Below are 24667 nucleotides of genomic sequence, written 5' to 3'. Positions count from 1 at the left end.
GTTCGGTCACCTTTTCCTATGGATAGTCAAGATACATTATAATTTTTTTTAGGTAAAAAAGCAAGGGGCGCTTAGAAAAAAGCGGGGCCGGGCCGGAACGCTGTCACTGGACACGCGCTATACCGGCCCTGCCTCGTCTGACTTGTCATAAATGGCAATCCCGTTTTTCTCTGTGCGCTTCACCCTGTACATGGCCCTGTCCGCCCGGTTAATCAGGTCCTCCATGCTTTCGGATTCCCTCTGGGCAAAGGCCAGGCCAATGGACGCATTGATTCTGCGGCTGGTGCCGTCCGGCAGCTGGATGGAGCTGCGTCCCTCATATCCGTCCCTGACCTTGCTCTCTATGGTCCTTCTGTCACTGTAGCCATAGAAGAACAGTACAAACTCATCACCCGACAGGCGCACCGCAATGCACTGCTCCCCGGATGCAATTTCAGTCAGCAGGTCTGCCATGGCCCTGAGATAATGGTCCCCCATCTCATGGCCGTAATTGTCGTTCACATATTTCAGATTATCCAAATCACAGAAAACCAGTGCATTGACCCGGCTCCTGTTGCTGTCCAGTATCTTCTGCCCCTCCTTCTTTAGGTAGGATGCATTGTACAGGCCGGTCAGCTGGTCGTGCTGGGATATATTTCTGAGCCGCAGTATCTCCATATATGCGTCCGTCTTGTCAATAACAATGCCGAACACCCCGTGTTCCTCATGCCTCTGGCGTATGGTCACGGCTCTGGTATTGCCCGCCCTGTCAATATAGGAATATCCGTCCTCCAGCTCCGCCACCCGGTCCAGCCTGCGTATGATGTCCTCCCACATGGCGTAGTCCACGCAGCTGTCGGCTCCCATACGTTCCTCCGGAATATCCAGCAGCTGCAGGATGGATGAACTCAGTTTAACCCGCTCCCCGCCCTTCTGATATTCAAAGCTCCCCACCTTTTCCCCTGCTGATTCCAGGGTAAAGGAGTATCTGGAATAGCTCTGCTCCACCTTTGCAGCCATATCGTTGAGGGCCTGATGGATACGGTCTATCTCTTCAATTCCAATATCCTTAAAGTGTACCTCATCCGGATTCTGGCAGGTGATGTCCTCCTGCAGCTTCTGAATTGGTTTCAGCACCATCCAGATGGCAATATAAGAGAAAATAATGGCAATCACAATGGACAGCAGGTATACTCCCGCCACCATGACAATAGTGGACCTGGACAGCTCCGCCAGCTCCGAGTGGTAGCATACCGCCGCCACATACACGGTACCCCCGTTCATGTGACCATAAACCTGGAGGACACTGCGCACACCGTCATAGGAAGCATCGTTATAAGTTAATGATATCCGGTTTCCTTCCTCCCTGTATTCATAGTCCGTACCTATGGACGCCTTATCCCGGCCATAGAGTATCTGCCCGTCCGTCATGAGAAGGACTTCCATTCCCTTGTAGGGAGGGTTATCCAGACTCAGATATGAGTCCAGCATTTCCCCGCTGATTTGGAATCCCATTATCCGGCGGCTGCCGTAGACCTCCTGGCTTATGACATAATACAGACGGTTATCCCCGAAAAACCATTTTCCCCCTTTGGTCCGTTCTGCCCAATACCGCTCCGCCTTTGCCCAGTCCTCAGATGTGAGCTTGGGGCTCCAGTCCTTAGAGAGGGCAATGGGATATTCACTCTTGGAACTTCCCACCACACAGTAGATGTCGCCATAGGCAGATGAGAATATCTGCGGCTCCCCGTCCCGGTATATGACGGCCTCCCTGCCGTCCAGATTCAGGTAAAAGACGCCGTCCACCGACGATGCATGGTTTAAGTTATCAATCAGTCTGTCATGTATCTTTCTGTCATCCTTTATCTTTGCCAGCTCTTTCTCCATGGTATTGGCGATGAGAAGGGAGTTATTCATATATCCTGATATAAGTGAGTTTTTTTCCGCTACCTGGGATTCCATTACCTTATAAGGGCGGTTGGCTGTTCCCGAAAAGGTTCCGGTCACCATCAGTCCGAAACCAAATATAACGCTCTGCAGCAGGATAGCCATCAAAATGGCGTTCCTTACCCTGTTGCTCAGCAAACGTTTTTTCATAGGATATCCTCCATTCCCCAAACAGAGGCACTGTCAGGCACTATTCTTCGAATATAGCCTTTACCTGTTCGTAAAATGCATCTGCCTTTCTGCCGTAATCCATGGAAGCTGCAGCTTCGTCCATGGACATCCCCTGCCCCAGATACTCCTCAAACTCCATACGCCCCCGGCTCAGCGCCTCGCTGAAACAGGCGTCCACTTCAGTCCTGACATCATAGGAATTCTCAAAGTCAAAGCCATACACCATCTGGTAGGAACTGCTCTGCTTAAGTCCGGTTTCAATCCCTTTAAGCACCCTGGCATCATCAATCTGCCGCCCCTGCTCCTCTGTCATTGCGCCATTGTCCACAGGCATATAGGACATGGATGTGGCAAGCTCAAAACCCCTGTCAATGGTCAGCCAGTGTATGAAATCCAGGGCCGCCTTGTTTTCCTCATGGCTGCGGTTAAACACAGCCACGCCCGCCCCCTGCTGGATTGCAGTGGGGGTTGTCCCCTCCATCACCGGATATTGGTAGACACCGGTTGTAACCGGTACCATATTCCCCTCCGAATCAGCCACTTCCTCCGGGAAATAGAGGACGCTGCTGGAGGAACCGATGCAGCCGGCCAGATAGGACTGCTTTACGTCATCGCTGCGGTAGCGGCCCTTTGCCCCATAATATCCCTTGGTAAAAGGCTGGTAATAATTCAGGAACAGCCGTTCAATGATATCCCTGTCCAAATCCGGCACCACAACGCCGTTCTCGTCGTAATGGTAGATATCCGAGCCCATGGCATGATTCATGGCAACGAAATAATTGGCCAGGTTATCCACTCCGATGAAGGGACTTCCGTCCCCGTCTGTTTCAGGAGTCATATCGTCTGTCCACCTGAAATATCCCTCAGCCATCCTCTCCAGACCTTCCCATGACTCCATGTTCTCCTCCCGGTACCGGGGATTGGCATCCAGAAATGCATCCAGCCTGGTCTGGTTCATGAGAAGAAGCTCTGTGGACTTTGCAACCGGCAGTATATAGAGCTTTCCGTCTATATAGCCCTCGTTCAGATACGCCTGGTTATACTGGGCAAGGTCGCTCTCCGGCACCACGCTTCCCAGCTCCACCAGCCTGTCGGGATGAAGCTTTACCGTGTTGACCACCATGTCCCTGTAGGCCAGCACGATATTTGCCATCTCCACATCGTTGGTGGTTCCGTTGAGCACCAAATCTATCTTATTGGTCAAATCTGCAATAGAACCCTGGCTGTATGCCTCCACAGCCACGCCCCGTTCCCTGCCAAGGGTATCGTTATACTCCTTTATGAGCTGGTCCAGATGCTGCTTCTGCGCATCGTTATAGTAGTGCCAGAATTCGATGGACATGACAGTCTCACTGTCATTTTCCTCTGTCTGGGCAGAAGATGCCTCTGCCTGGGCCCGGGTGGGTTCCGCCTTCCTGCTTTCCCCGGAACAGCCGCCCGCCAGAACTGCGGCTCCAATGCAAAGGGCTGTTATTGACGCTATCCGTAATCTTCTCATGCCCGTAATCCTCTGCCTTTCTAAAATTTGTCGGTACGTTTAGATAATTATTAATATTGTACTACGGGGAAGGGGTTTGTTCAAGGAAATATCAGATGAATTTTGATATAGGGCAGATGGACAGGAATAACAAAAAGGCCCGCTTTTCCTATGGCAGGCCCATTCTGTAACCAAATCTATCTCATTTTTCTACTTACCTTCATAAATAATCGCCGAATCCACGTCATATCCCTTCAGATGCTCCCGGCCATTCAGCCCTGCCAGCTCCATGACAAAGCAAATCTTCACCACCTGGCCGCCCAGCTGTTCAATCAGCTTGACAATTGCCTCCGTGGTTCCGCCTGTGGCAATCAGGTCGTCCACAATAACCACCTTCTGGCCGGGACGGATGGAATCCCTGTGCATTTCAATGGTGGCCTGTCCGTATTCTAAATCATATTCCATGGCAATGGTCTCGCAGGGAAGCTTTCCCTTTTTGCGGACAGGCACAAATCCCTTGTGCTGCGCATAGGCCACCGGCACTCCAAAGATAAAGCCTCTTGACTCAGGCCCTACCACCAGGTCGTAATCCAGGTCCTTGACCATGTCAATCAGACTGTCCACTGCCAGGTGCAGACCGTCTGCATCCTGCAGGATGCTGGTCACATCCCGGAATATAATTCCAGGCTCCGGAAAATCCGGTATGCTTCTTACATACTCTTCCAACTTTTTCATGATGATTCCCTCTCTTCCACATTCAGATTCTTAACCGTGTCCCTGATAACCAGCTTATTGTTCAGGTAAATTCTCCGGTTGTCGATGATTCCCTCATCCAGGCGCCGAAGCAGCACCCTGGCCCCCTCCTTGGCAATCTCACTCATGTTCCGTTCCACCGTGGTCAGATGCATGTCCGAATAGCCGGACATGTCCCAGTTGTCAAAACCAACCAGGGATACGTCGTCCGGCACCTTAAGGCCGGCCTCCACAATGGCTGTCCTGGCCCCGAAGGCCATCTCATCGTTAAAGCACAAAAGGGCTGTGGGACGGAAGGTGAGGAGCTGTTTTGCCGCCGTATAACCACTGGCATACCGGTAATTGCCGCTGATAACAGGAAGCGCATCCGGGTCCAGTCCGTGGCTGGCCATGGAGGTCCTCCACCCCCTGCGGCGGAGCCGGCTGGAATCCAGTCCCGGATTTCCTTCTATGATACCGATGTTCCTGTGTCCGTTCTCCAGCAGATAATCCATGGCCCGCTCCATGGCAAGGGCCTCATCCGTGGTCACATTGGGCGCATCCACATCCACGGCCCGGCAGATAACTGCCATGGGAATCTTTTTGTCCAGGACCTCGTTCATGAACTCCATGTCCTCGCTCCGCTGGGACAATACAATGATTCCGTCGAAATAGCTGGGATTCAGTGTTCCGGGTTCATGCATATCAATACCTTTAACCACTACATTATACTTGCTTCCCGTAACGCTGTAAACCCCTGTCAGCACGTCATGGAGCACAAAGGGCGACGTCATCTTGCTGATGGTAGAAAAATACAGCCCGATTACATAGGACCTGGATTTCTTCAGGTTAATGGCGGCCTGGTTTGGCACATACCCCATCTCATGAGCCAGGCGCAGTATGTTCTTCCTGGTCTCCGTGTTCTCCACCCCTATGCCGTTTAAGGCCCTGGATACCGTGGAATAGGAAACCCCCGCCATTTTTGCGATATCCTTTATCGTCACTGCCATAATATCCCCCTCTTTGTAATCCCCCGTAAGCATTTTTGTATTCGTTCCGTTCAGGCGTACGAATACAATCTAACTCGTTTTCTGGCTCCTGTCAAATGCTTCCGGAGACACGGCCGATATTTTCCGTGATAAGGGCAGGACCATCCTGCCCCTCCACCTTTACATCCTCAAGAACCAGCTCATCAATCTGGTTGGCGTAGATTCCCATGCGGCATATATGGGTATCGCATCCATCCATCATGGCCGGCTGTCCTTCCCTGGCAGAAGAAGCATAGGTGACGCGGACATGTTCCATCTCCACCCGCCCAATCCGCTGTTCCGGAAGTCCATACATGTAGGCCGCCGCCACATGGCAGTTCCCGGCCTCTATATCCTTAAAGCACAGGCTCTTAATCAGGGGCGTCCTGTCATCCACGGGCAGTGCTTTTTTTGTGCGCACATATTCGCTGTGTCCGTCCGGGTCGCAGTAATAAAAACAGTTGATGACAAAAGGGGTCATCACATGGTCCATACGGATGTGTTCAAAGACAATTCCGTCCACCACGGCATCCTTTCCCCTGCCTCTGCGCGTCTTGATGCGCAGCCCCCTGTCCGTGTGCAGGAACATGCAGTCCTTTACAGTCAGGTCCTTTATGCCTCCTGCCATCTCGCTTCCAATGGTAACGGAGCCGTGGCCGTCCCTCATGCAGCATCTGCGTATGGAAATGTCCTTAGACGGGCGTTTATAGGTGGAGCCCATATAGATTTTTCCCGACTTTACGGCAATGCAGTCATCTCCCAGAGAAAAATAGACTCCGGCAATCTCCACATCCTCACAGGATTCCGGGTCCAGTCCGTCTGTGTTGGGTGAATCCTTGGGATTCAATATCTTAAGGTCAAGGAATCTCAGGTGGTCTGAAAAATAGGGATGGATGTTCCAGCTGGGGCTGTTCCTCACCGTAATTCCCTGAATGACCATCTGGCGGCACCGTTCCAGAAAAATCATTCTGGGTCGGCAGGCCGTGCGCATTGCCTTGGGTTCATGCCACCAGTTTCCCTTCTCCGGCCCTGCGTTCCCGTCTATGATTCCCTGTCCGTAAATAACAGCATTTTTCACATTAACGCCGGTAATGATGCCGGTAAACATGGGCAGGGGATTGCCCTCCCATGTACCCAGGTTGTATTCACCCTGCTCATCATAGCTCTGAATCATTCCCTTAAACACAGGAAAGCGGGACCGGTCCGTATACGCGGACAGCACGGCTCCCTCAGCCAGTTCTATGTTCACATCATCCTTTAAGAACAGGGACACAATCCGGTAGGTTCCTGCGGGAATCAGAACCCGGCTCTCTTTGGGGCAGGCCATGATGGCGGCCTGGATAAACAGCGTATCATCCTGGACCCCATCCCCCTTTGCACCGAAATCCCGCACATCCAGGGTTACGAATTCACGGTCCGTGGTAAAAGAGGACTCTGACACAAGTCCGTCTTTACTTCTGGCCTCCACCCGGTAGCTGGTGTCCGGTTTCAGATTATATATACTGTTGACAGCCTTCCCTGTCTCCCGGATAAATTCCCCGTTCAGATAGAGACAGTACATCCGGCCGGCCTCATATGTGCCTCCGTCTTCAATTTCCAGTACAGCGCACCGCGCATTTTTGTATATCACCTTCAGCTCCATGGCATTTTACCTCTTCTCTCACATGTTCGTTATAATTCCCTGTAAATTTCCATACACGGCCGTTCTGCCAAACCAGGAATGGGGGCCCTCCAGGAGAGCCCCCAACCACATCCAGGCCAGTCCCGGCCTTTTTATATTTTAACCCTTAACGCCGCCTGCCGCAATACCATCAATGAAAGAATCCTGAGCACAGAAGAACACAATCAGCGACGGCACAATGGAAATCAGCGACATGGCCAGGATACGGTTCCACTGGAATCCCACATCTCCGTCCATGGACATGCGCAGGTATACGGAATTGGTATATTTCTGCATGTCTGCAATGTAAATCAATGGTCCCTGGAAGTCATTGTTGGTCCACATAAACTGGAACAGGGCGCAGGAAACCAGCGACGGCTTTAACATAGGAACAATTACATACCACAGTGTCTTTAATGTATTGCAGCCGTCTATCTTGGCAGCCTCCTCCAGCTCCTTTGGAACTCCCCTGAGGAACTGAATCAGCATGAATACAAAGTAGGTATCGGCCGCAAACAGGGACGGTACTATCAGCGGAAGGTAGGTGTTGACCCATTTCCACCGGTTGAACATGATGTACTGGGGCGCATTGAGAACCACCTGCGGAAGGAACAGGGTGGACATCAGCAGCGCAAAGAAAATCTTCTTTCCCTTAAAATCAAACCGTCCGAACCCATAGGCAGCTATGGTGGCGGACACCACCGTGAAGATAACCTTGGGAATCACGATTTTATATGTGTTAATCAGGGAGGTAATAAGGGATATCTTGCCGCCGTAGCTCTTAAAGGCATTGTTGTATCCGTCAAACACAGGATTCTTAGGCAGGAACCATGCGCTTGTGAATATCTCGGAATTGGTCTTAAAGGTAGCGCCAACCATCCATATGAGAGGGTATACCATGATAAATCCCACCAGAATCAGCAGGGTGTAGCGGATTACCGTGCTTACTTTTTGTTTTGTCTCTCTTGTCATCCGTTTCTACCTCCCTTCCTCGTCCGAATAATAAACCCACTTTTTCTGGCTGATAAATGCCACTGCAGTCAGGGTCATGACAATCAGGAACAGAATCCAGGCCTGTGCGCTGGCCATGCCCATCTTATGGCGCAGGAATGCGTTGTTGTAAATCAGCATGGAAATCAATGTGGTTGCACCGTTGGGTCCGCCCTTTGTAACCAGGAACGGAGCGTTGAACTCCTGGAACGCCTGGCAGAGCTGTGTAATCAGGTTATAGAAAATAACCGGTGTAATAAGGGGCACTGTAATCTTAAAAAACTGGGTCCATTTGCCTGCGCCGTCAATGGAGGCAGCCTCATACAAATCTTCGGACACGCCCTTAAGGGCTGCCAGGAAAATGACCATGGCGGAGCCAAACTGCCAAACGCGTAAAAGTACAATCACGAACAGCGCGCTGTTGGAACCGGCCATCCAGTTAATCTTCGGGCCTCCGAAGAATGTGATTACCGTGTTAATCAGACCATCCGTATTAAATACAGCCCTCCAGAGAATCGCTATGGCAATGGAGCCGCCCAGGATGGATGGGATGTAATATGCTGTCCTGAAAAAGTTCACGCCCTTCAGCTTGAAGTTAAGAATATACGCGATAAAGAGGGCGAAGGCCAGCTTTAGGGGCACGTCGAAGATAGCATATTTAAACGTCACCACAAAGGCCCTGATGATGTCCTCATCCGTAAATATCTTCTCATAGTTCAGAAGTCCGGTCTTTGTTATTCCGTTGAACAAATCATAGTTGGTAAAGCTGTAGTACAGCGAAGATGCAAATGGATATACCTTGAACAGAAGAAATCCAACCAGCCACGGCAGAATGTAAAGCAGGCCGATATTCAGCGCCCAGAATCCTTTCTTTTTTTTCATACGGTTACCTCCAAACCTATTAATTTAAATAGCTCTCATACTTCTCCCTGAGCAGCGTACCTGTGCTGCACCCCTTCTGGATAATGTATGCCAGCTGCTCATGCGGGCCCGGATTTTCTCCTGCCAGCATGGCCTTTAACCTTATGCGGAACATGTCCTGGAGCGCCCTGTAATGCTCGTATATTTCCGGGGACATCTGCTCTATTGTATCTATCAGCAGAACCATCTGGTCCATGCCGGGCGTTTTCAAAGTCTTAAAATATGTAACAATGCTGTCGTAATTTTCCCTGTGTTTTACTGCTTTCCTGACATCCATCTTATTCCTGACACCGCCTTTTCCTGATAATCCGCCGCGCCTTTTCTGCCGCCCCTCTGTCTGAGGCAGGCCAGGGTGCGGGCCGCCCGGTTCCTGTCCGGCGGCCCTGCCTTTTATTCCGTAACCATTACCTGTCCTGAAGTCTCATTAATATCAGAAGTTATAGCAGTCGTCAATACCCTTCATTAAATCTTCTGCTGCCTCGGCGGAACTGATGTCGCCGGCGCTCAGCTTTCCAAATACTTTATAATATACGCCGTCCGGGTTGGCCTTCAGGTCGTTGTGCTCAAACATTGGGTCCAGAGGGAATTTGGAGTAAGCCAGAACCTTTGCGTTGGCTTCCATAACCAGCTTGTCGCCGATTCCCTTTTCCTCCAGAATCTTTACACCCTCTGCTGAGCATGGAATGCCCCGCTCCGTGCCGCAGATTTCAATTGCCTCGTCATCATTTAATAAGTAGTCAATGAGCATGGCTGCTTCCTTTGGATGGGCAGAATTTGCAGATACTGCCAATGCCATGGAAATCTTGGTAAAGCCTCCATTGTAATCGCCAAAGGTAAGGAAATCTCCAATAACCAGCTCCTGGCCCGGCTTTGTGGTACTCTCGGCAATTGCCTTCTGCACCTTGGAAACTGCGGAATCCCACTCAAACACACCTGCGTACTTGCCGTCGATAACCTTTGCGTTCTTGTCTAAGGAATCAGCCATATCTCCCTGCAGGGTAGCGATGGTAGGAATCACGTGTGCCTCCTCCAGCTTTGTCATAAAGTCCATGCCTGTCTGAATCTCCTCAGCCGTATACTGAAGCTCCCCGTTTTCAACCCACGGCTTGCCGTATACGCTCTCCAGATAGTATACCAGGAAGATGGCCCTGTCATATTCCATCATGGCCAGAGGGTAGTAATCCTCATTGTAAGCCTTGAACCTGGCCCCTGCCTCCAGAAGGGATGCCTCATCTGTAGGAATCTCACACCCGACCTCCTCAAAGGTCGTCTTATTCCAGTAGAACAGGCGTCCTGTCAGGGCCACCGGCACTGCCATCAGCTTGCCGTCCGCCTTGCACTGGTCCAGGCTGTCCTGGGAAAACTGGGTCAGGTCCAGGACATCGCTGTAATCCTCCAGGTTTGCAAAGTTGGTTCCGTTCCCGCTGTAGGATGTAATCCAGTTCCAGTTAATCTGCATAACATCGGCTGCATTGCCTCCCTGGATGGCCAGGGACTGCTTCTCTTCCCATCCGGTCCAGGCGCCGTACTCGCATTCCACCTTAATGTTAGGATACTTTGCCATGAATGCATCCACTGCCTTCTCGGTCGCCTCATGTCTGGAATCACCGCCCCACCAGCAGAACTTAATAGTCACGTCCTCAGACCCGCCCTCTGCTTCCTTGCCTTCTGCCTGTGCCGCCGTGGTGGTTTTGCTTCCGCTTCCTGCGCAGGCTGTCAGTGATAACGCCATTACAGATGCCAGGGCCAGTGATACTGCTTTTTTCAGGTTTTTCTTCATCATTTCTCTCCCTCTCTTTTCTTTGTCTTTGCTTGCGTTGTTGCAAAGGTTTGCATCTATATTATAAAAATTATGCATATCTGCTATTTGTAAGCTGTTACAATTCGTTAATTTTAAGCAAACATGCATCGTTTTTCTTTGTGATTTTATAGTATCACTATTTATACCATATGTCAATTGTCTGTTTCGTATAGTTTTACATTATTTTTTCGTGCAAATCATCCAATTCTTTTCCAACTCTTTTTATGATAAGATAGACTCATGATTAAAAAAATGGATTTTAAAGTTTTCAAGGACATATTGCACTGTAATTCACCCTTGCTCCAAGGGAATTATTATCTCAAATTACTATTGTTTTGTCTGCAAACGTTTACACTTCCATTTTCCAAAGACGCCTCTAATCAGGCTCATGTATGCACATCTGTATAAAGGAGAGTTAACATTATGAAAATACTGGACCGTTACATCGACCAGCTGATTGAACAGAGCACCCCTGAGTCCCCTGTGTGGAACATCGAAAAAATCCGGGAGGGTTCAGACTCCACCTGGAACTATATTGACGGCTGCATGATTAAAGCCATCCTGGAGCTCTACCTTATGACAAGGAACAAACGGTATCTGGACTTTGCAGACACCTTCATTGATTACTTTGTAAGGGAGGACGGTTCCATTAAATCCTATGACCCCAAGGAATACAACCTGGATAATGTAAATGCAGGAAAAACCCTCTTTGACCTTTACAAGCTGACAGGAAAGGAAAAGTACAGAAGGGCTATGGATACTGTATACAGCCAGTTAAAGGAACAGCCCCGCACCTCCACCGGAAACTTCTGGCACAAGAAAATCTATCCCAACCAGATATGGCTGGACGGGCTCTACATGGCCCAGCCCTTCTATATGCAGTATGAGGTGGAGTATGATAACTGTAAAAACTGCGATGATTCCTACCAGCAGTTTCTGCAGGTATATAAACGGATGAGGGACCCGCTGAACGGGCTGTACTACCACGCCTACGACGATTCACGCCAGATGTTCTGGTGCGATAAGGTAACCGGTTTGTCGGAGAACTTCTGGCTCCGGGCCATGGGCTGGTACGCCATGGCGCTCATTGACACCATGGAGGTCATGCCGGACTCCATGTCCGCACAGAAGGAACGGCTGAACGTCATTTACAGGGAGCTGATTGACGCCATGCTTCCTTACCAGGACCAGGCCACCGGCATGTGGTACCAGGTTGTGAACCGCGGGGGCATCGCCCCTAATTACCTGGAGGAATCCGGCTCCGCCATATTTGCCTACGCCATCATGAAAAGCGTGCGTCTCCGGTACCTTCCCGGAGAATACTTTAAATACGGCCAAAAAGCATTTGAAGGCATCTGCAGCACATACCTTTCCGAAAAAGACGGCAGACTCCAGCTGGGCGGCATCTGCCTGGTTGCCGGGCTGGGCAACACGGACATGCGGGAGGGCACCTTTGAATATTATATGAGGGAGCCGGTTGTGGAAAATGAGGCCAAAGGAATCGCACCCCTTATCCTGGCCTACATTGAGACCATGTTCCGCTGTCAGCCATAAACAGACCGTAAAAGTGATTGAACCCAAGGGCTGTTTTCAGTATAATAATACTGGAAACAGTCTTTTTCGCATTTTTCTGTTTCCGGAAAGGCAAATATATGAATATAAAACATTTTGATATTATAGTCACGGAGCAGGAATGCGGCCACGAAAGGGCCTCCCATGAGCCGGCGGACCTGACTGCCTATCTGCTGGACAGCCTGCCCCACAAACCGGAACTTCTCCGTCCGGCCGTCATCATATGCGCCGGAGGCGGGTACGGCTTCGTGTCCCCCAGGGAAGACCAGCCAATTGCCATGGAATTCCTGGCAGCGGGATGTCAGGTGTTTTCCCTGCACTACAGCGTTGCTCCGGACACGTTTCCCGTGGCCCTCATGGAGCTGGCCAAATCCGTGGCCTTTGTAAAAAGCCATGCCAGGGAATGGAATATTGACACGGAGCAGGTTATGGTGTGCGGTTTTTCTGCAGGAGGCCATCTGGCCGGCTGCCTGGGTATGATGTGGAACCGCGAATTCCTCTGCAGGCCCCTGAATATTGCTCCGGAGGATATACAGCCAAAAGGGATGATTCTGTGCTATCCGGTTGTCACGTCCGGAGAATTCGGGCACCAGCGCTCCTTTGAACAGCTTCTGGGCAGCAGGGCCGGCGACCCTGAACTCAGAAGCCTGGTTTCCCTGGAGCTTCAGGCAGGCCCCCAGACGCCCAGGACCTTCCTGTGGCACACCTGGACCGACCAGTCCGTGCCCGTGGAAAACTCCCTTTTGCTGGCCCGGGCCCTGCGAAAAGCCGGCGTCAGTCTGGAGATGCACCTTTACCCCCATGGACGCCACGGGCTGTCCCTGGCCACGGATGAGGTTTCCGACTCCACAGGCGACTGCCTTGTGCCCCATTGTCAGGGCTGGATGGAACTGGTAAAAGAATGGATAAAAGAAAAGGACAGGGAATGATATGTTAAAAGAAGAACGGCAGGCATTAATCTTAAACAAGCTCCACTCCTCCGGCAAGGTCGTGGTTAGCAGGCTGGCGGTGGAACTGAATGTATCTGAGGATACCATCCGCCGCGACCTGCTTGACCTGGACCAGAAAGGCCAGGTCAAACGGGTATTCGGCGGCGCCATTCCCATGGAGCGCCCGGTCATCAACTTCTTTGACCGCGAGACAACAGACGTGGAATTAAAGCAGCGCCTGGCGCTGAAGGCCCTGGACTTTCTGGAAAAAGACCAGCTGGTGGCCATTGACGGCAGCAGTACCAACCTGCAGTTTGCCAAGAACATCCCCAACGGCCTGAAGCTGACCGTGCTGACCAACAGCTATTCCATTGCCCATGCCTGTTCCATGAAGGACCAGGTGGACGTGATTGTCCTGGGAGGAAGGCTGTTAAAGGAATCCATGACCAATGTGGGGGAAACAGCAGCCAGCCAGGCAGCGCTTTACCACCCGGACCTGTGCTTTATGGGCGTATACGCAATCCATCCCGAATACGGCATGACCATCCCATATCCGGATGAGGTCAGCATAAAGAGACAGCTGATTCAGTCCTCCCGGAGGGTCATTGCCCTGGTAAACCCCATCAAGCTGAACACCGTGTCCAGGTACCATGTGTGCGGCATCGAAGCCTTTACCACCCTGATTACAGATAACGACGTGTCCGGGGAAATGGCTGTGGATTACAGGAATAAGGGGCTGGATTTCCTATAGGACTGCGATTTTTTGCGTTACTTTTGCGGTATTTTCTTCTCACTCCAGCACCTTTCTGTGTGCTTTTTAATAAAAATCGCATATTAACGCACTTTTTTGCAATATTTTGCTTGACATAGCATGTATATGCGCTATAATACACTTAGAGATAAAAAGGAAACGGGCAGGAGAGCCTGTCCCACACATTTTAGGAGGGTATTTACTATGAAATTTTTTGTGGACACAGCTAATGTTGAGGATATTAAGAAAGCCAATGATATGGGCGTCATCTGCGGCGTTACCACCAATCCATCCCTGATTGCAAAAGAGGGCAGGAACTTCGCCGAAGTCATCAAGGAAATCACCGATATTGTGGACGGACCTATCAGCGGTGAGGTTAAGGCCACCACAGTAGATGCAGAGGGCATGATTAAGGAAGGCCGTGAGATTGCAGCCATCCATCCCAACATGGTAGTTAAGATTCCCATGACAGTAGAAGGCTTAAAGGCTGTAAAGGTACTTCACGCAGAGGGTATCAAGACCAATGTTACCCTGGTGTTCACATCTGCACAGGCCCTTTTAGCTGCACGGGCAGGCGCATCCTATGTATCCCCGTTCCTTGGCCGTCTGGACGACATCTCCATGCCCGGCATTGACCTGATTTACGACATCACCGAGATTTTCCAGATGCACAACATTGAAACCGAAATTATTGCCGCCAGCGTGCGCAACCCGATTCACGTTATTGACTGCGCCAAGGCCGGTGCCGACATTGCAACCGTTCCTTACAAGGTTCTGGAGCAGATGACAAAGCATCCTCTGACCGACCAGGGCATTGCCAAATTCCAGGCTGATTATAAGGCTGTGTTTGGGGAATAAAAGGAATTGGGACAGTGCGAGGTTTGCAGATGGCGTGGGTGCATCCGTCCGTGAGCCAAACAGGGGCGGAGGAGCCGGAATAACTAAGATACATTCCACTCACCCGCTGCGTACTATGGCATCTGCATCGTTCATATTCCAAATCAAAAAAGAAAAACGGTATGCCAGGATTGACGGCATACCGATAGAGATAAAGGGGCTGTAAAATAAGTCCCTAATTAGGAACCGCCAGAACCGGAAAATGCCAGTTCTGGCGGTTCTTGGTTTTCTTATCACCACAAGGTTCGCATTCATAGAGTTCTTCCGTTCTCCCATATTGGTTCTTATAAACAGGCCGCTTGCATTTGAAGCAGAACCTCTTTCCGTTCGGGCAGAGCAGGCTTCCAGCGTCATCGGCAACTGGATATCCGGGAAAATGTCCATATATTTCACGGAACTTCTCCATCAGTGGTACAAAGCATTCCATGTCTGATACCCCTGGCAGGGCTGCACTGAAGTTTGACGCGCTCCCTGCCGGTCATTCTGCTTATTTCTTTATTGCTGCGGATGGTTCACTACACGAATCGGCTTCCCCTCTAAAAAAGCTCTTACATTCTCTGCGCACATCTCCATTATTCTCTGTCTGCTCTCCTTTGAAGCCCAGGAAATATGAGGTGTTATCAAGCAGTTCGGCGCTTTAAGAAGCGGATTATCCGCTCTGACAGGCTCTGTTGAAACAACATCCACCGCCGCAGCTGCTACCTTCCCCCTGGTCAGCGCCTCAGCCAGATCTTTTTCCACAATCAGCCCGCCTCTAGAATTATTGATAATGATGACCCCGTCCTTCATATTGTCAATATTTTCATTACAAATAATCCCTTCCGTCTCTGAAAACAGAGGACAATGCAGCGAGATAACGTCCGAACGTTTTAACAGCTCCTTAAGGGTCACATAAGCCGCACTTTCCATTCCTGTCATACTTGGTTCACGGTCATAGGCAATCACTTTCATCCCCAACGCTTTCGCAATTTTTCCTGTAGTCTGGCCAATTCTTCCAAATCCAATAATTCCCATGGTTTTTCCGGCAAGCTCAATCAACGGGTAATCCCAGAAGCACCAATCCCTACAGTCAGTCCATTTTCCTTCAGCCACTTTCTGGCTGTGATATCCTATGTGATGACAGAGCTCCAGCAGCAAAGCAATCGCAAACTGTCCCACCGCCATCGTCCCGTATGCAGGAATATTTGACACTGGAATGTTCCTCTGCTTCGCATATTTCACATCTACCACGTTATATCCTGTTGCCAGAATACCAATAAAGCGAAGCTGGGGACATGAGTCAATCACATTCTTTGTCAAAGGAGTTTTGTTTGTCAAAACAATCTGTGCTCTCCCGATTCGGCTTATAATCTCGGCCTCGTCCGTCACATTCGTGCGGTCATAAACAGTGAGCTCACCACATTTTTCAAGTTCCTCCCAGGATAGGTCGCCCGGATTTTCTGTATAACCGTCCAGCACTACAATTTTTGTCATATTCATGCTTCCTTTCTTCCATAACCACTCAGCAAATGCAGGCAAGTCCTTCTCCGCTATTAATTACCGAATCTTCACTCCATCGCTGACCAGCTGAGCCTGCAGCTTTGAAACATCCATATTGCGCAGAGATACACCTTCTTTTATGGATAAAGCGCAGGCTGTTCCTGCTGCCTGTCCGGTTGTCGCGCAGCAGACCATCATTCTCACGGTCTGGATGGCATCATCCTCACATGAAGCGCACCGTCCGGCTACTGCAAGATTTTCCAGTTTTTTCGGCAGAATCATTCTGTAGGGAAGCTGGAAATGTGCATCATCCTTTGACACAACCTCTCCGTCAATAAACGTTGTGAAAACGCCGATTGTATCATCAAACTCTGCGTGGCCTAAAACATCTGCCCGGCAGACGCTGTACTCCCCCCTGATTCTGCGCGTCTCCCGAATACCAATCTGTCCCGCCATGGAACGCAGTGTACAATTCTCAAATCCCATCTCCTTCGCGTAATCCCTCAGCACATCTACTGCCCACATGACCTGCTGACGCCCCATAATCTCCGCATGGGTCAAATCCCACACATTGGTGCCGTCAATTCCATTTTCCAATGTCAGATTCAGACTTGTAAATTCACCGTTAGGCGTAAGCTCCTTCCAAGCTCCTCCATCGCGGTCTACAGGCCATCGGCCATCCTGTTTTGCCCGTCTGAAAGGAAGCTTCAAACCGTGTGTATCCGGATTGGTTGTTTCAGGATTGCTCTCAATATAATTGCGGAACATTTTTGTATCCACACCCGAAACTCCAAAGACCATTGTTACAGGAAGCACCTGTCCATTATTGTCTTTTCCCTGTTCAAAGTCAGCTCCTGCCCTCGCCGCAACATCACCGTCTCCGGTGGCATCTACAATCCGGTCGGCAAGAATTGCACCACGTCCAGACTTGCTCTCCACAATAACTCCCTTTAGGACATTTCCCTCCATAACAACATCTGTTACAAACGCATGCAGCAAGGGACGGATTCCTTCCTCCGCGATCCAGCAGTCCAGCATATATTTATATTTTTCCGGATTAATAAAATTTCCTGTGCCGCGGTCATCATGCTGGGTACCGCCGCAGGCAACCATACGGTCATCAATCTCCTTTGATATTCCCTCAGCAGTATATGTATTCTCATTAAAATACCATGTATAAGATTCCACTTGGCCGACGGAAAGCGCTCCGCCAAAGCACCCGTATCTCTCAACCAGCATGGTCTGTGCCCCGCAACGTGCAGCTGCAACAGCTGCCGCTATTCCTGCCGGACCGCTTCCTACAACAAGCACCTGTGTTTCTGCAATTACCGGTACTTCTCTACTTGCACATACAACTGTTTTCATTCTACTTAATCTCCTTTTTTATAAATTTTACCGCAAATGTCAAAAAATAATTGTCATGTCCTGGTATGACAGCATCTGCGTGCTCCGATATCCAATGTATTGTTTTTGCCGAAGCTTCCTGGTTTTCACTTTTAAAATACCCTTTCTGATGGGCGTAATGCTCCTGGGTCATCACTGCATCTCCTGCGATTAGCATATGACCTAAATCAGTATCAAACAAAAGCCCTGCAGACCCTACAGTATGTCCCGGCAGACCGACCACCTCAATTTGAGGACTGATTCGCTTTTCCACGCCCTGGAGCCTCATTCCGTCTAATCCCACATCATTAATTAAGGCTCGGAGTCGATCCTGTTCTTTTATTCCGCAGCACCATCTGGCATGAGGAAACATTCCAAGCCCCTCAAAATGGTCTGTATGTCCGTGCGTAACAAAAACCGTATCCACCTGTTCCGCTTTCAAACCTGTATGGCTATCCAAAAGGCGAATCATTTCTTCCCCTTCACGAGGCGGATCCACCAGAATCACATGCCCGCTGTCCCACAAAACCGTACTGCTGCAAATTCCCGGACGAAGCGGTTTTTCCTCCGCTTCGCCCCAATAGCGGTTTCGGCTTACCTGACCGATATTTAACATTTTCCAGCTAACCATGTCAGTTTACCTTTCTTCTGTGCAGGTCATCCAAGCTGATCCTATTCTTCTCATCCATGCAGACAGCCACGCTCTTTTCAACCTGCTCCACACTTCTCATTCCCAGCAATGCCGTATTTACGAAGGGATTAGACAGTACAAACTGAATCAATGCAGGCGCATAATCAAAGGTATTCTGCGGGTTTACCATCTGGATCCACTTTTGAAAAATTCCAGATGTAAGTGTACGCATGGTAACTATACCCATGTTTTTTCGTTTACAGTATTCCATGCTCCCGCACTTAAAAAACGGATCGTAGGGGTGTTCAAACATCAGATTATACTGAACCTGCACCACATCGAACATACCTGTATCTATCATTCTGTAAAATTCAGGGTTCTGACATTCACCGGTAATACCCAGGTGGCAAGTCAGCCCCTGTTCCTTCGCTCGAACCATCTGACTTACCATTCCTCCGTCTTTCAGGAGCTCATCTGTCAGCTCCGGTGTGTAATAGTCGCCATGCACCTGCAGCAAATCCACAGAATCCATGCGCAGCCTTTTTAAGCTTTCTTCCAAAGATTTAAACACATTCGGTTCTTCCGCATACCTAACCTTAGTTGCCAAAAACAACCTATCTCTTTGTATTCCATCCAAAGCTTCACCGATAATCCGTTCACTCATGCCGTCTCCATATCCGGGTGCTGTATCAAAATAATTAATCCCCAGCTCAAAGGCCCGTTTTACCGCCCTTAAACCGCAGTCATAGTCATCTGAGTTCTGCGGATCATACTCCTCTACGTAATTTTTTACGCCAGCCGGTACACCGCCAAAGCCAATCCGGCTGACCCTTTTTCCGGTATTTCCTAAAATTGTATATAGCATAGACCAAATCTCCTTACATTGACAATGTCTGTGAACCAAATTATAATATATTCATATTTTTTCAAATTTACTTTAACCTGATGGAGGCATCATGAATTTCCTTCAATTAAAATATTTCCTCACAATTTGTGACTATCAGAGTATCAGCAAAGCCGCTCTCAAGCTGTATATATCCCAATCAGCCCTCAGCCAGCAACTCATCCATATGGAGCATGAGCTGGATGTACAGCTTTTCAACCGCCATGGCAGTACCCTGACCCTGACAGAAGCAGGACGCCATTTCTACGAAAGCTCCCACAAGATACTTTTTGAATTTCAAAACACGCAAAATATTATGGAGTCTCTGAAAGAAAATGGAAGCAAAACAGGAAAAGGACATATTACCATTGCTGTAACCAAAACAAAATCCTTTATGATCCTCGTCTATCTGCTCCCCAGCTTCCAAAAAAGATATCCTGACATTGAAATTGAAATTGTTGAAGTCGACTCCGGTGAGGTCGAAAAGCTCATCAATAACGGCTCCGTGGATCTGGGCTTCTGTTTTGGCAACTCCACCACCTCTATCATCTACGAGGAAATTTACAAGGAGCCCATTCTGCTTGCAATTCCGCCTCAGACCGAGCTGAAGTGTACGCCCGCAGAAAACAGTTTCTCTTTTCCCTCTATCCATTTTGACAGCTTTTTCCAGGAGCCCTTTATTATAGGTACAACCGGATATCTACGGGATTTCACCCTGGAAATCTTCAAAAGCCACGAGAAACCTCTTAACCTTGCACTGGAAACCGCAGTTCCGGCTTTCGCTCATCTGCTTACTGCGGCAAATGTTGGATGCACCTTCATCGGAAAGCTATCCACATTTATCGAACCCATGCACATTGACAAGCCCCATTACTGCCTTCTTGACCCTCCATTTTATCAAAAAGTATGTATTGGCTACCACAAGCAGCGGTATGTCACAAAACCCATGCGCTACTTCATCAGCTATGCTAAGGATGCCATGAGCCTTCCTCCTTTTAATTTTTAGAAAACAATGATTAAATAATGCTGCGTAAAATAAACTTAACCCTTTACACCGCCTTCAACCATGCCGGAAACAATTCTTTTTTGCAGCCCCAGAACCACTAAGATCAGAGGTAGGGAAGAGATAACCGCCGCCGCAGATATGACATGCCACGGAGTATACGTTTCCGTTTCAAACATTGTGAGCGCAATCGTCACTGTTCTTGCTGCTTTGGACTGGTTCAGTACAGAGGCAAATATAAAGTTATTCCACACTGCCAAAAATGTGGTAATGCTGACCGTAAAAACACCTGGCATCACAAGAGGCATTATAATTTTTGTAAAAATCTCAAGTACCGAAGCGCCGTCAATCATGGCGCTTTCTTCTATTTCCATGGGTATGCCTTGAAAATAGCCTGTCAGCAGCCATACCGCGGAAGGAAGTTCCACTGCCGACAGAACCAACGCAAGCCCGGTCTTTGTGTTCAGCATTTTAAGATTGCTCATCATCTGATAAATCGGATTGAGCAGTGTAACCGGAGGCAGCAGTGAAACCGTCAAAATCAGTATAAGAATCAGCTTTTTTCCTCTAATTTGGATTCGAGCCAGAGAATAACTGGCCATTGAGGATGCGATTACCACCAGCAGCGTAGCTATTACGGCAACAGATACACTGTTTACCAAATACTCCCCAAAAGGCTGCGCCCTAAAAACATCCCTGTAATTGTCCAGAGAAATCTTATCTGGGAAAAAAACAGAGGGCACTGCAAACAATTCTCTCATGGATTTAAATGATCCTAAAGCAAGCCAGAAAAAAGGAAATGCAATCGCAATAATGAAAACCACCGTAAATATACCAGTGCCGATACTTCCTATTTTTTGTTTCACGACCTACACCTCCAATTTCGATCTCATGCCATCATAAAACAGGAATGCAATTCCAAGGGATACTACAAATGTTATTACAGCTAGCGTTGAGCCATATCCGTAATTACCAAAGGAAAAATACTGCTGCATCGTATACATCGTCAGACTTGTAGTCGCTGTTCCCGGACCTCCATTTGTCAGCACCTTAATCAGATCATATATGCGAAAGCTGGAGATTGTCCTGAACATGATAGCCACTAAAAGCACCTGGCGAATACTGGGTATGGTAATATAGAAAAACTGCTTTATCTTTCCAGCGCCGTCAATGGATGCTGCCTCATAATATTCCAGAGGAACCATTTTTAATCCCGACAGCATCAAAAGCCCCATATACGGCGTCGTCTTCCATACATCCGCAATAATAACGGACCAAAATGGGGTTCCCCTTCCGGTAATCCACGATGCCGGCGGAAGTCCGAGCATTTCTAGGATTTGATTGATGATTCCGTATGACTCGGCAAACATATAGGACCACATAAGTCCAGAAACGATTGTGGGAATACACCAGGGTACAAGGATTGATCCGCACACAATGGACTTCCCGCGAAATTCCCGATTCATGATTAGTGCGCACACCATTCCAATAATCGTTTCAAGCACCACGGAAATCAGTGTGAAAAACACAGTAAAACGCAGTGACTGCCACATATTCCCATCAGACAGTACTTTTTTATAATTTGCAAGCCCAACCCATTTACCGCCGGTTGCAATGTTCTGAACACGCAGAGAATAAAAGCTTGTCTTCAACGTATTCAGAACAGGATATGCAACAAAGACAAGAAATAAAATCAGAGACGGTATCAAGAAGAGATATCCCATTATAATTCTTTTCCTTTTTTTCATTATCTATCTTCACTCCCTTTTCTTTCTTCATCCCCGGCGGTTATGAGTTGTACCCGCATACCGCATTTAGGTCAGAATCCTTTAACGGCTGTAAATCTCCGCTTCTGTCTCCTGAAGTTCATCAAACACTGCATCAAGTTCTCCTTCGCCAGTCAGAACCTTGGTTACAGCCTGTTGAAGCCCGGCTGAAACCTCTTCATAGTAAGCGGAGCCCGGACGGTTGCGGCAGGACTTTGCGTAATTGATTAGTTCCGCCATGTCCGGTACTTCCTTAATCATTTCAGGATTTTCATATACAGAAGCACGTGCAGGCATTTTTCCACCCATCAAAGCGCCTTTCAGCATGGCATCCTCACTTGTCCAGTAACGAACAAGCAGCTTTGCCTCCTCTTTATGACTGGAAAATGCTGAAATACCAATGTTCCAGCCTCCGTTACAGTTATACTGCATCATATCAGGTGTATCTGCCGGAAGTTCTGCTACCTTCACTTTACCAGCTACAGAAGACTGCTCCGGGTCGTTCGCTGCTGCCAGTGCTGCCGACCAGTCTCTTATATATAAAACCTGTCCTGCAAAGAACGCAGCCTTTACATCCTTAGACATCATTCCCAAAATTCCGTCTATCGCAACATTTTCATCTAAGATTTTCTTCATTGATGCTACTCCGGCTTTTACCTCTTCTGTATTAAATGTAGGCTGTCCAGCCTCATCCAGAACGCTTCCGCCATAATTCCAGATATGCTCCAATGCGCAGCAGGTTAATGCTTCTGCATTCTGCCATGCGGCTGCGTATCCGTATACTCCTGGTTCCCCGGCCATTACAATCTTGCTCTGTTCAATTAACTCATCCCAGGTCTTTGCCGGTTCAAATCCGTACTTTTCCAAAAGGTCTGCCCGATAAAGCATAGCTCCCGTATTTAAAAAGGTGGGCATACACACCAGAGAGCCATTAACACGGCAGCCATCCAAAGCTCCCTGTGTAAAATCTTTTAACTCTTCTTCGGTATAAATGTCATCCAACGGCTCCAGCCATCCGGCTGATGCAAACATTTCCGGCCAGGTACAGTCAATCAAAAAAGCATCCATGCTGTCATCCTTTGCCTGTAAAACCGTACTTAGAGTGCGGACACGATCAGAAGAGCCGGCCGGCATTTCCACAACCTCAACTGTAATCCACGGATACAGCTCCTCAAAAGCTTCCACCTTTGCCTCATTCGCTCCATTTGTAGCGGAATCAGAATAAAGTGTAATGGTAACAGGTTTATGCTCCTCCTGTGCCTGCGTTGCCGCTTCATCCTTCTCTTCTGCTGCTGTCTGGGCTGCCGCCTCTGTTTTTGCCTCAATCGGCGCCTGCGCTGAAGAACATCCGGCAAGTGCTGTCATACATACCATACTGACGGCTGTGACCACTGATAACGTTTTTTTCATTATAACTGACCTCCTATTAAGCAGTTTATTGCCCCAGAATAATTCAGGACGAAGAGCATCTCATCCTGTCATTCCTAGCGGTTATGGCATTATTATATTCCGATGAACACCTTAATGCAAATTCGATATCTCGATATTACTATTAGCAAAATCTAATAGTAGCTTCTGTCTGTCCACGAAAAAAAAAGAAAGAGAATCTCTTGAAATTCAAGAACATTCTCTTTCTTAAACTTAACCGCATTAGAGGCTTCGCGTATGATTGCGGATAAAAGCATCTCCGCAGGCACGCTCTGTTTAATGGCACCAGAACTGCTGTCCTCACTGCAACAAAAGGTGTACGGGTTACGACCATGCAGCATCTCGAATCAAGATTAGGAGAGGATTGGACCGGAGAGGTATCCTTGTCAAAATCGAAGCATCCACAAACCGTATTACATGCTCAGAACACAGTATTGGTACTGCTGCTGTTCCATGGGCTTATCCTTTACCTATGTATCTTCTTCCTCCGTAATCAGTATCGCCTCCCCCAATTCAAACACCTTGGAAAAGGCATACTTATTCTTCTTGGATGTATCCATCAATACATAAACCACCTTTGAATGGTCTTTGACAATTACCTTTTTCCTGGCCTCCCTGTCATCATAGGTGTAGATGCCTCCGTCCGGAATATATCCGTTGGCGCCAATGAACGCCTTATCAAAATACATGTCGGATATCATCTTTTCCGTCAGGGCGCCCAGTACGGATTCCAAATCATCCCTCACCTCTCCCCCCAGCAGGATACACTTTGCGTTCTTGATGGGCAGATTGTCCAGCAGCTCCGTACTGCTGGAAACAATGGTGATTCGTTTTCCCTGGAGATATTTGAGCATCCCCACCGTGGTGGTGCCTGAATCCACATAAACGCAGTCTCCGTCCTCCACCAGGGCGGCCGCCTTCCTGGCAATGACCTCCTTTTCCTCGCTGTGAATCAGTTTTTTCTTGACCACAGGTTCGTCGAAGTCCTCCACCTTATATTTAACCGCGCCTCCGCGCATCACAATGACGCTGCCCTCCTGTTCCAGAGCAGCAACATCCCTGCGCACAGTGGACAGCGAAATGCCAAGTTCTGCCGCCAGGTCTTTTATATAAGAGATGTCCCTCTTTTTAATGCTTTTCAGTATCTCTTCTTTTCTCAACTCAGGAACCATATGCTTACCCCGTTGTTTCAATCCATGCACATTTTGCCGAACTGTAATACTCCTATTATACCAAAGG

25 protein-coding genes are annotated in these 24667 nt (G+C 48.8%); 6 read left to right on the top strand and 19 right to left on the bottom strand.

The genetic code is table 11. The annotated features are described in order from the left end of the window. Positions 1–117 precede the first annotated feature (117 nt). The 9 genes from I2H39_RS20065 to I2H39_RS20025 all read right to left on the bottom strand — a co-directional run bounded on the left by I2H39_RS20065 (position 118) and on the right by I2H39_RS20025 (position 10688). Positions 118–2076 carry a GGDEF domain-containing protein gene (locus I2H39_RS20065; protein ID WP_138311487.1) on the bottom strand — a complete coding sequence of 653 codons (1959 nt, stop codon included), beginning with the start codon at positions 2074–2076 and terminating at the stop codon, positions 118–120. Between the two features lie 40 nt (positions 2077–2116). After that, the gene (locus I2H39_RS20060; RefSeq protein WP_138311488.1) at positions 2117–3595 is read right to left on the bottom strand and encodes an extracellular solute-binding protein; all 1479 of its coding nucleotides are present in this window, start codon (positions 3593–3595) and stop codon (positions 2117–2119) included. Positions 3596–3784: 189 nt separating this feature from the next. Then, the gene (locus I2H39_RS20055) at positions 3785–4309 is read right to left on the bottom strand and encodes an adenine phosphoribosyltransferase (protein WP_138311489.1); all 525 of its coding nucleotides are present in this window, start codon (positions 4307–4309) and stop codon (positions 3785–3787) included. Further along, positions 4306–5316: a LacI family DNA-binding transcriptional regulator gene (locus I2H39_RS20050; RefSeq protein WP_138311490.1), complete on the bottom strand. Its 1011-nt coding sequence runs from the start codon at positions 5314–5316 to the stop codon at positions 4306–4308. The genes I2H39_RS20055 and I2H39_RS20050 overlap by 4 nt, the downstream gene beginning before the upstream one ends. A 91-nt stretch (positions 5317–5407) precedes the next feature. Beyond that, positions 5408–6976 carry a glycoside hydrolase family 28 protein gene (locus tag I2H39_RS20045; RefSeq protein WP_195627366.1) on the bottom strand — a complete coding sequence of 523 codons (1569 nt, stop codon included), beginning with the start codon at positions 6974–6976 and terminating at the stop codon, positions 5408–5410. A gap of 138 nt (positions 6977–7114) precedes the next feature. Further along, positions 7115–7966 (bottom strand): carbohydrate ABC transporter permease, encoded by an 852-nt coding sequence (locus I2H39_RS20040; protein ID WP_195627365.1) that lies wholly within the window; start codon positions 7964–7966, stop codon positions 7115–7117. Positions 7967–7972: 6 nt separating this feature from the next. Then, positions 7973–8866, bottom strand: coding sequence for a sugar ABC transporter permease (locus tag I2H39_RS20035; protein ID WP_138311493.1), 894 nt, complete (start codon positions 8864–8866; stop codon positions 7973–7975). Positions 8867–8885: 19 nt separating this feature from the next. Beyond that, the gene (locus I2H39_RS20030; RefSeq protein WP_138311494.1) at positions 8886–9182 is read right to left on the bottom strand and encodes a hypothetical protein; all 297 of its coding nucleotides are present in this window, start codon (positions 9180–9182) and stop codon (positions 8886–8888) included. 153 nt (positions 9183–9335) lie between these two features. Further along, positions 9336–10688 carry an ABC transporter substrate-binding protein gene (locus I2H39_RS20025; protein ID WP_195627364.1) on the bottom strand — a complete coding sequence of 451 codons (1353 nt, stop codon included), beginning with the start codon at positions 10686–10688 and terminating at the stop codon, positions 9336–9338. A gap of 441 nt (positions 10689–11129) precedes the next feature. Here I2H39_RS20025 and I2H39_RS20020 point away from each other — a divergent pair, with 441 nt between their 5' ends. The 5 genes from I2H39_RS20020 to I2H39_RS28925 all read left to right on the top strand — a co-directional run bounded on the left by I2H39_RS20020 (position 11130) and on the right by I2H39_RS28925 (position 15021). Next, complete coding sequence (locus I2H39_RS20020; protein ID WP_138311496.1) at positions 11130–12260, top strand: glycoside hydrolase family 88 protein; 1131 nt, start codon at positions 11130–11132, stop codon at positions 12258–12260. A gap of 98 nt (positions 12261–12358) precedes the next feature. Then, a complete protein-coding gene (locus I2H39_RS20015; RefSeq protein WP_195627363.1) occupies positions 12359–13207 on the top strand; it encodes an alpha/beta hydrolase in 849 nt (282 codons plus the stop codon). Between the two features lies 1 nt (position 13208). Continuing rightward, a complete protein-coding gene (locus tag I2H39_RS20010) occupies positions 13209–13958 on the top strand; it encodes a DeoR/GlpR family DNA-binding transcription regulator (RefSeq protein ID WP_002576844.1) in 750 nt (249 codons plus the stop codon). 204 nt (positions 13959–14162) lie between these two features. Beyond that, positions 14163–14816, top strand: a complete 654-nt coding sequence (gene fsa, locus I2H39_RS20005; RefSeq protein WP_002569030.1) for a fructose-6-phosphate aldolase — start codon at positions 14163–14165, stop codon at positions 14814–14816. Continuing rightward, positions 14806–15021 (top strand): hypothetical protein, encoded by a 216-nt coding sequence (locus I2H39_RS28925; RefSeq protein WP_171042730.1) that lies wholly within the window; start codon positions 14806–14808, stop codon positions 15019–15021. Before fsa ends, I2H39_RS28925 begins: the two co-directional genes overlap by 11 nt. Before the next feature lie 9 nt (positions 15022–15030). On the opposite strand, the gene I2H39_RS20000 is transcribed toward I2H39_RS28925, so the two are convergent. The 5 genes from I2H39_RS20000 to I2H39_RS19980 all read right to left on the bottom strand — a co-directional run bounded on the left by I2H39_RS20000 (position 15031) and on the right by I2H39_RS19980 (position 19213). Then, positions 15031–15282: a transposase gene (locus tag I2H39_RS20000; RefSeq protein WP_227147533.1), complete on the bottom strand. Its 252-nt coding sequence runs from the start codon at positions 15280–15282 to the stop codon at positions 15031–15033. Between the two features lie 68 nt (positions 15283–15350). Continuing rightward, positions 15351–16334 (bottom strand): D-2-hydroxyacid dehydrogenase, encoded by a 984-nt coding sequence (locus tag I2H39_RS19995; RefSeq protein ID WP_138311498.1) that lies wholly within the window; start codon positions 16332–16334, stop codon positions 15351–15353. 57 nt (positions 16335–16391) lie between these two features. Further along, entirely contained in the window at positions 16392–17699 is a 1308-nt protein-coding gene (locus I2H39_RS19990; protein ID WP_138311499.1) for an FAD-dependent oxidoreductase, read from the bottom strand. Between the two features lies 1 nt (position 17700). Beyond that, entirely contained in the window at positions 17701–18333 is a 633-nt protein-coding gene (locus tag I2H39_RS19985; RefSeq protein WP_178332005.1) for an MBL fold metallo-hydrolase, read from the bottom strand. 16 nt (positions 18334–18349) lie between these two features. Continuing rightward, positions 18350–19213, bottom strand: coding sequence for an aldo/keto reductase (locus I2H39_RS19980; RefSeq protein WP_138311501.1), 864 nt, complete (start codon positions 19211–19213; stop codon positions 18350–18352). 91 nt (positions 19214–19304) lie between these two features. Between I2H39_RS19980 and I2H39_RS19975 the strand changes: the two genes are divergently transcribed. Beyond that, positions 19305–20237: a LysR family transcriptional regulator gene (locus I2H39_RS19975; RefSeq protein WP_138311502.1), complete on the top strand. Its 933-nt coding sequence runs from the start codon at positions 19305–19307 to the stop codon at positions 20235–20237. Between the two features lie 35 nt (positions 20238–20272). Here I2H39_RS19975 and I2H39_RS19970 read toward each other — a convergent pair whose 3' ends face one another. From I2H39_RS19970 to I2H39_RS19955, 5 genes are all read right to left on the bottom strand, one after another. Beyond that, a complete protein-coding gene (locus tag I2H39_RS19970; RefSeq protein WP_195627362.1) occupies positions 20273–21100 on the bottom strand; it encodes a carbohydrate ABC transporter permease in 828 nt (275 codons plus the stop codon). A gap of 3 nt (positions 21101–21103) precedes the next feature. Beyond that, positions 21104–21787: a sugar ABC transporter permease gene (locus tag I2H39_RS19965; protein WP_207740032.1), complete on the bottom strand. Its 684-nt coding sequence runs from the start codon at positions 21785–21787 to the stop codon at positions 21104–21106. A 46-nt stretch (positions 21788–21833) separates the two neighbouring features. Beyond that, entirely contained in the window at positions 21834–22013 is a 180-nt protein-coding gene (locus I2H39_RS28920) for a hypothetical protein (protein ID WP_207746901.1), read from the bottom strand. Positions 22014–22063: 50 nt separating this feature from the next. After that, positions 22064–23410, bottom strand: coding sequence for an ABC transporter substrate-binding protein (locus I2H39_RS19960; RefSeq protein ID WP_195627361.1), 1347 nt, complete (start codon positions 23408–23410; stop codon positions 22064–22066). A 488-nt stretch (positions 23411–23898) separates the two neighbouring features. Beyond that, complete coding sequence (locus I2H39_RS19955; RefSeq protein ID WP_243281827.1) at positions 23899–24621, bottom strand: DeoR/GlpR family DNA-binding transcription regulator; 723 nt, start codon at positions 24619–24621, stop codon at positions 23899–23901. Between the last annotated feature and the right edge of the window lie 46 nt (positions 24622–24667).

It is taken from the genome of Clostridium sp. 1001283B150225_161107_B6 (genome assembly GCF_015556325.1).
GTDB lineage: Bacteria > Bacillota > Clostridia > Lachnospirales > Lachnospiraceae > Enterocloster.
Note: the sequence above shows the minus strand (reverse complement) of the source record. Positions and strands in the feature narration are given on the sequence as shown.

Bases quoted from the DNA above. Each gene is read 5' to 3' on its own strand.
- I2H39_RS20030 (WP_138311494.1), bottom strand. From the start codon at position 9,182: ATGGATGTCAGGAAAGCAGTAAAACACAGGGAAAATTACGACAGCATT.
- I2H39_RS19995 (WP_138311498.1), bottom strand. From the start codon at position 16,334: ATGAATATGACAAAAATTGTAGTGCTGGACGGTTATACAGAAAATCCG.
- I2H39_RS28920 (WP_207746901.1), bottom strand. From the start codon at position 22,013: ATGAAGAAAGAAAAGGGAGTGAAGATAGATAATGAAAAAAAGGAAAAG.
- I2H39_RS20050 (WP_138311490.1), bottom strand. From the start codon at position 5,316: ATGGCAGTGACGATAAAGGATATCGCAAAAATGGCGGGGGTTTCCTAT.
- I2H39_RS20025 (WP_195627364.1), bottom strand. From the start codon at position 10,688: ATGATGAAGAAAAACCTGAAAAAAGCAGTATCACTGGCCCTGGCATCT.
- I2H39_RS19990 (WP_138311499.1), bottom strand. From the start codon at position 17,699: ATGAAAACAGTTGTATGTGCAAGTAGAGAAGTACCGGTAATTGCAGAA.
- I2H39_RS20045 (WP_195627366.1), bottom strand. From the start codon at position 6,976: ATGGAGCTGAAGGTGATATACAAAAATGCGCGGTGCGCTGTACTGGAA.
- I2H39_RS19980 (WP_138311501.1), bottom strand. From the start codon at position 19,213: ATGCTATATACAATTTTAGGAAATACCGGAAAAAGGGTCAGCCGGATT.
- I2H39_RS19975 (WP_138311502.1), top strand. From the start codon at position 19,305: ATGAATTTCCTTCAATTAAAATATTTCCTCACAATTTGTGACTATCAG.
- I2H39_RS20015 (WP_195627363.1), top strand. From the start codon at position 12,359: ATGAATATAAAACATTTTGATATTATAGTCACGGAGCAGGAATGCGGC.
- I2H39_RS20000 (WP_227147533.1), bottom strand. From the start codon at position 15,282: ATGGAATGCTTTGTACCACTGATGGAGAAGTTCCGTGAAATATATGGA.
- I2H39_RS19965 (WP_207740032.1), bottom strand. From the start codon at position 21,787: ATGTGGCAGTCACTGCGTTTTACTGTGTTTTTCACACTGATTTCCGTG.
- I2H39_RS20055 (WP_138311489.1), bottom strand. From the start codon at position 4,309: ATGAAAAAGTTGGAAGAGTATGTAAGAAGCATACCGGATTTTCCGGAG.
- I2H39_RS20035 (WP_138311493.1), bottom strand. From the start codon at position 8,866: ATGAAAAAAAAGAAAGGATTCTGGGCGCTGAATATCGGCCTGCTTTAC.
- I2H39_RS19960 (WP_195627361.1), bottom strand. From the start codon at position 23,410: ATGAAAAAAACGTTATCAGTGGTCACAGCCGTCAGTATGGTATGTATG.
- I2H39_RS20065 (WP_138311487.1), bottom strand. From the start codon at position 2,076: ATGAAAAAACGTTTGCTGAGCAACAGGGTAAGGAACGCCATTTTGATG.
- I2H39_RS20020 (WP_138311496.1), top strand. From the start codon at position 11,130: ATGAAAATACTGGACCGTTACATCGACCAGCTGATTGAACAGAGCACC.
- I2H39_RS20040 (WP_195627365.1), bottom strand. From the start codon at position 7,966: ATGACAAGAGAGACAAAACAAAAAGTAAGCACGGTAATCCGCTACACC.
- fsa (WP_002569030.1), top strand. From the start codon at position 14,163: ATGAAATTTTTTGTGGACACAGCTAATGTTGAGGATATTAAGAAAGCC.
- I2H39_RS20060 (WP_138311488.1), bottom strand. From the start codon at position 3,595: ATGAGAAGATTACGGATAGCGTCAATAACAGCCCTTTGCATTGGAGCC.
- I2H39_RS20010 (WP_002576844.1), top strand. From the start codon at position 13,209: ATGTTAAAAGAAGAACGGCAGGCATTAATCTTAAACAAGCTCCACTCC.
- I2H39_RS19985 (WP_178332005.1), bottom strand. From the start codon at position 18,333: ATGTTAAATATCGGTCAGGTAAGCCGAAACCGCTATTGGGGCGAAGCG.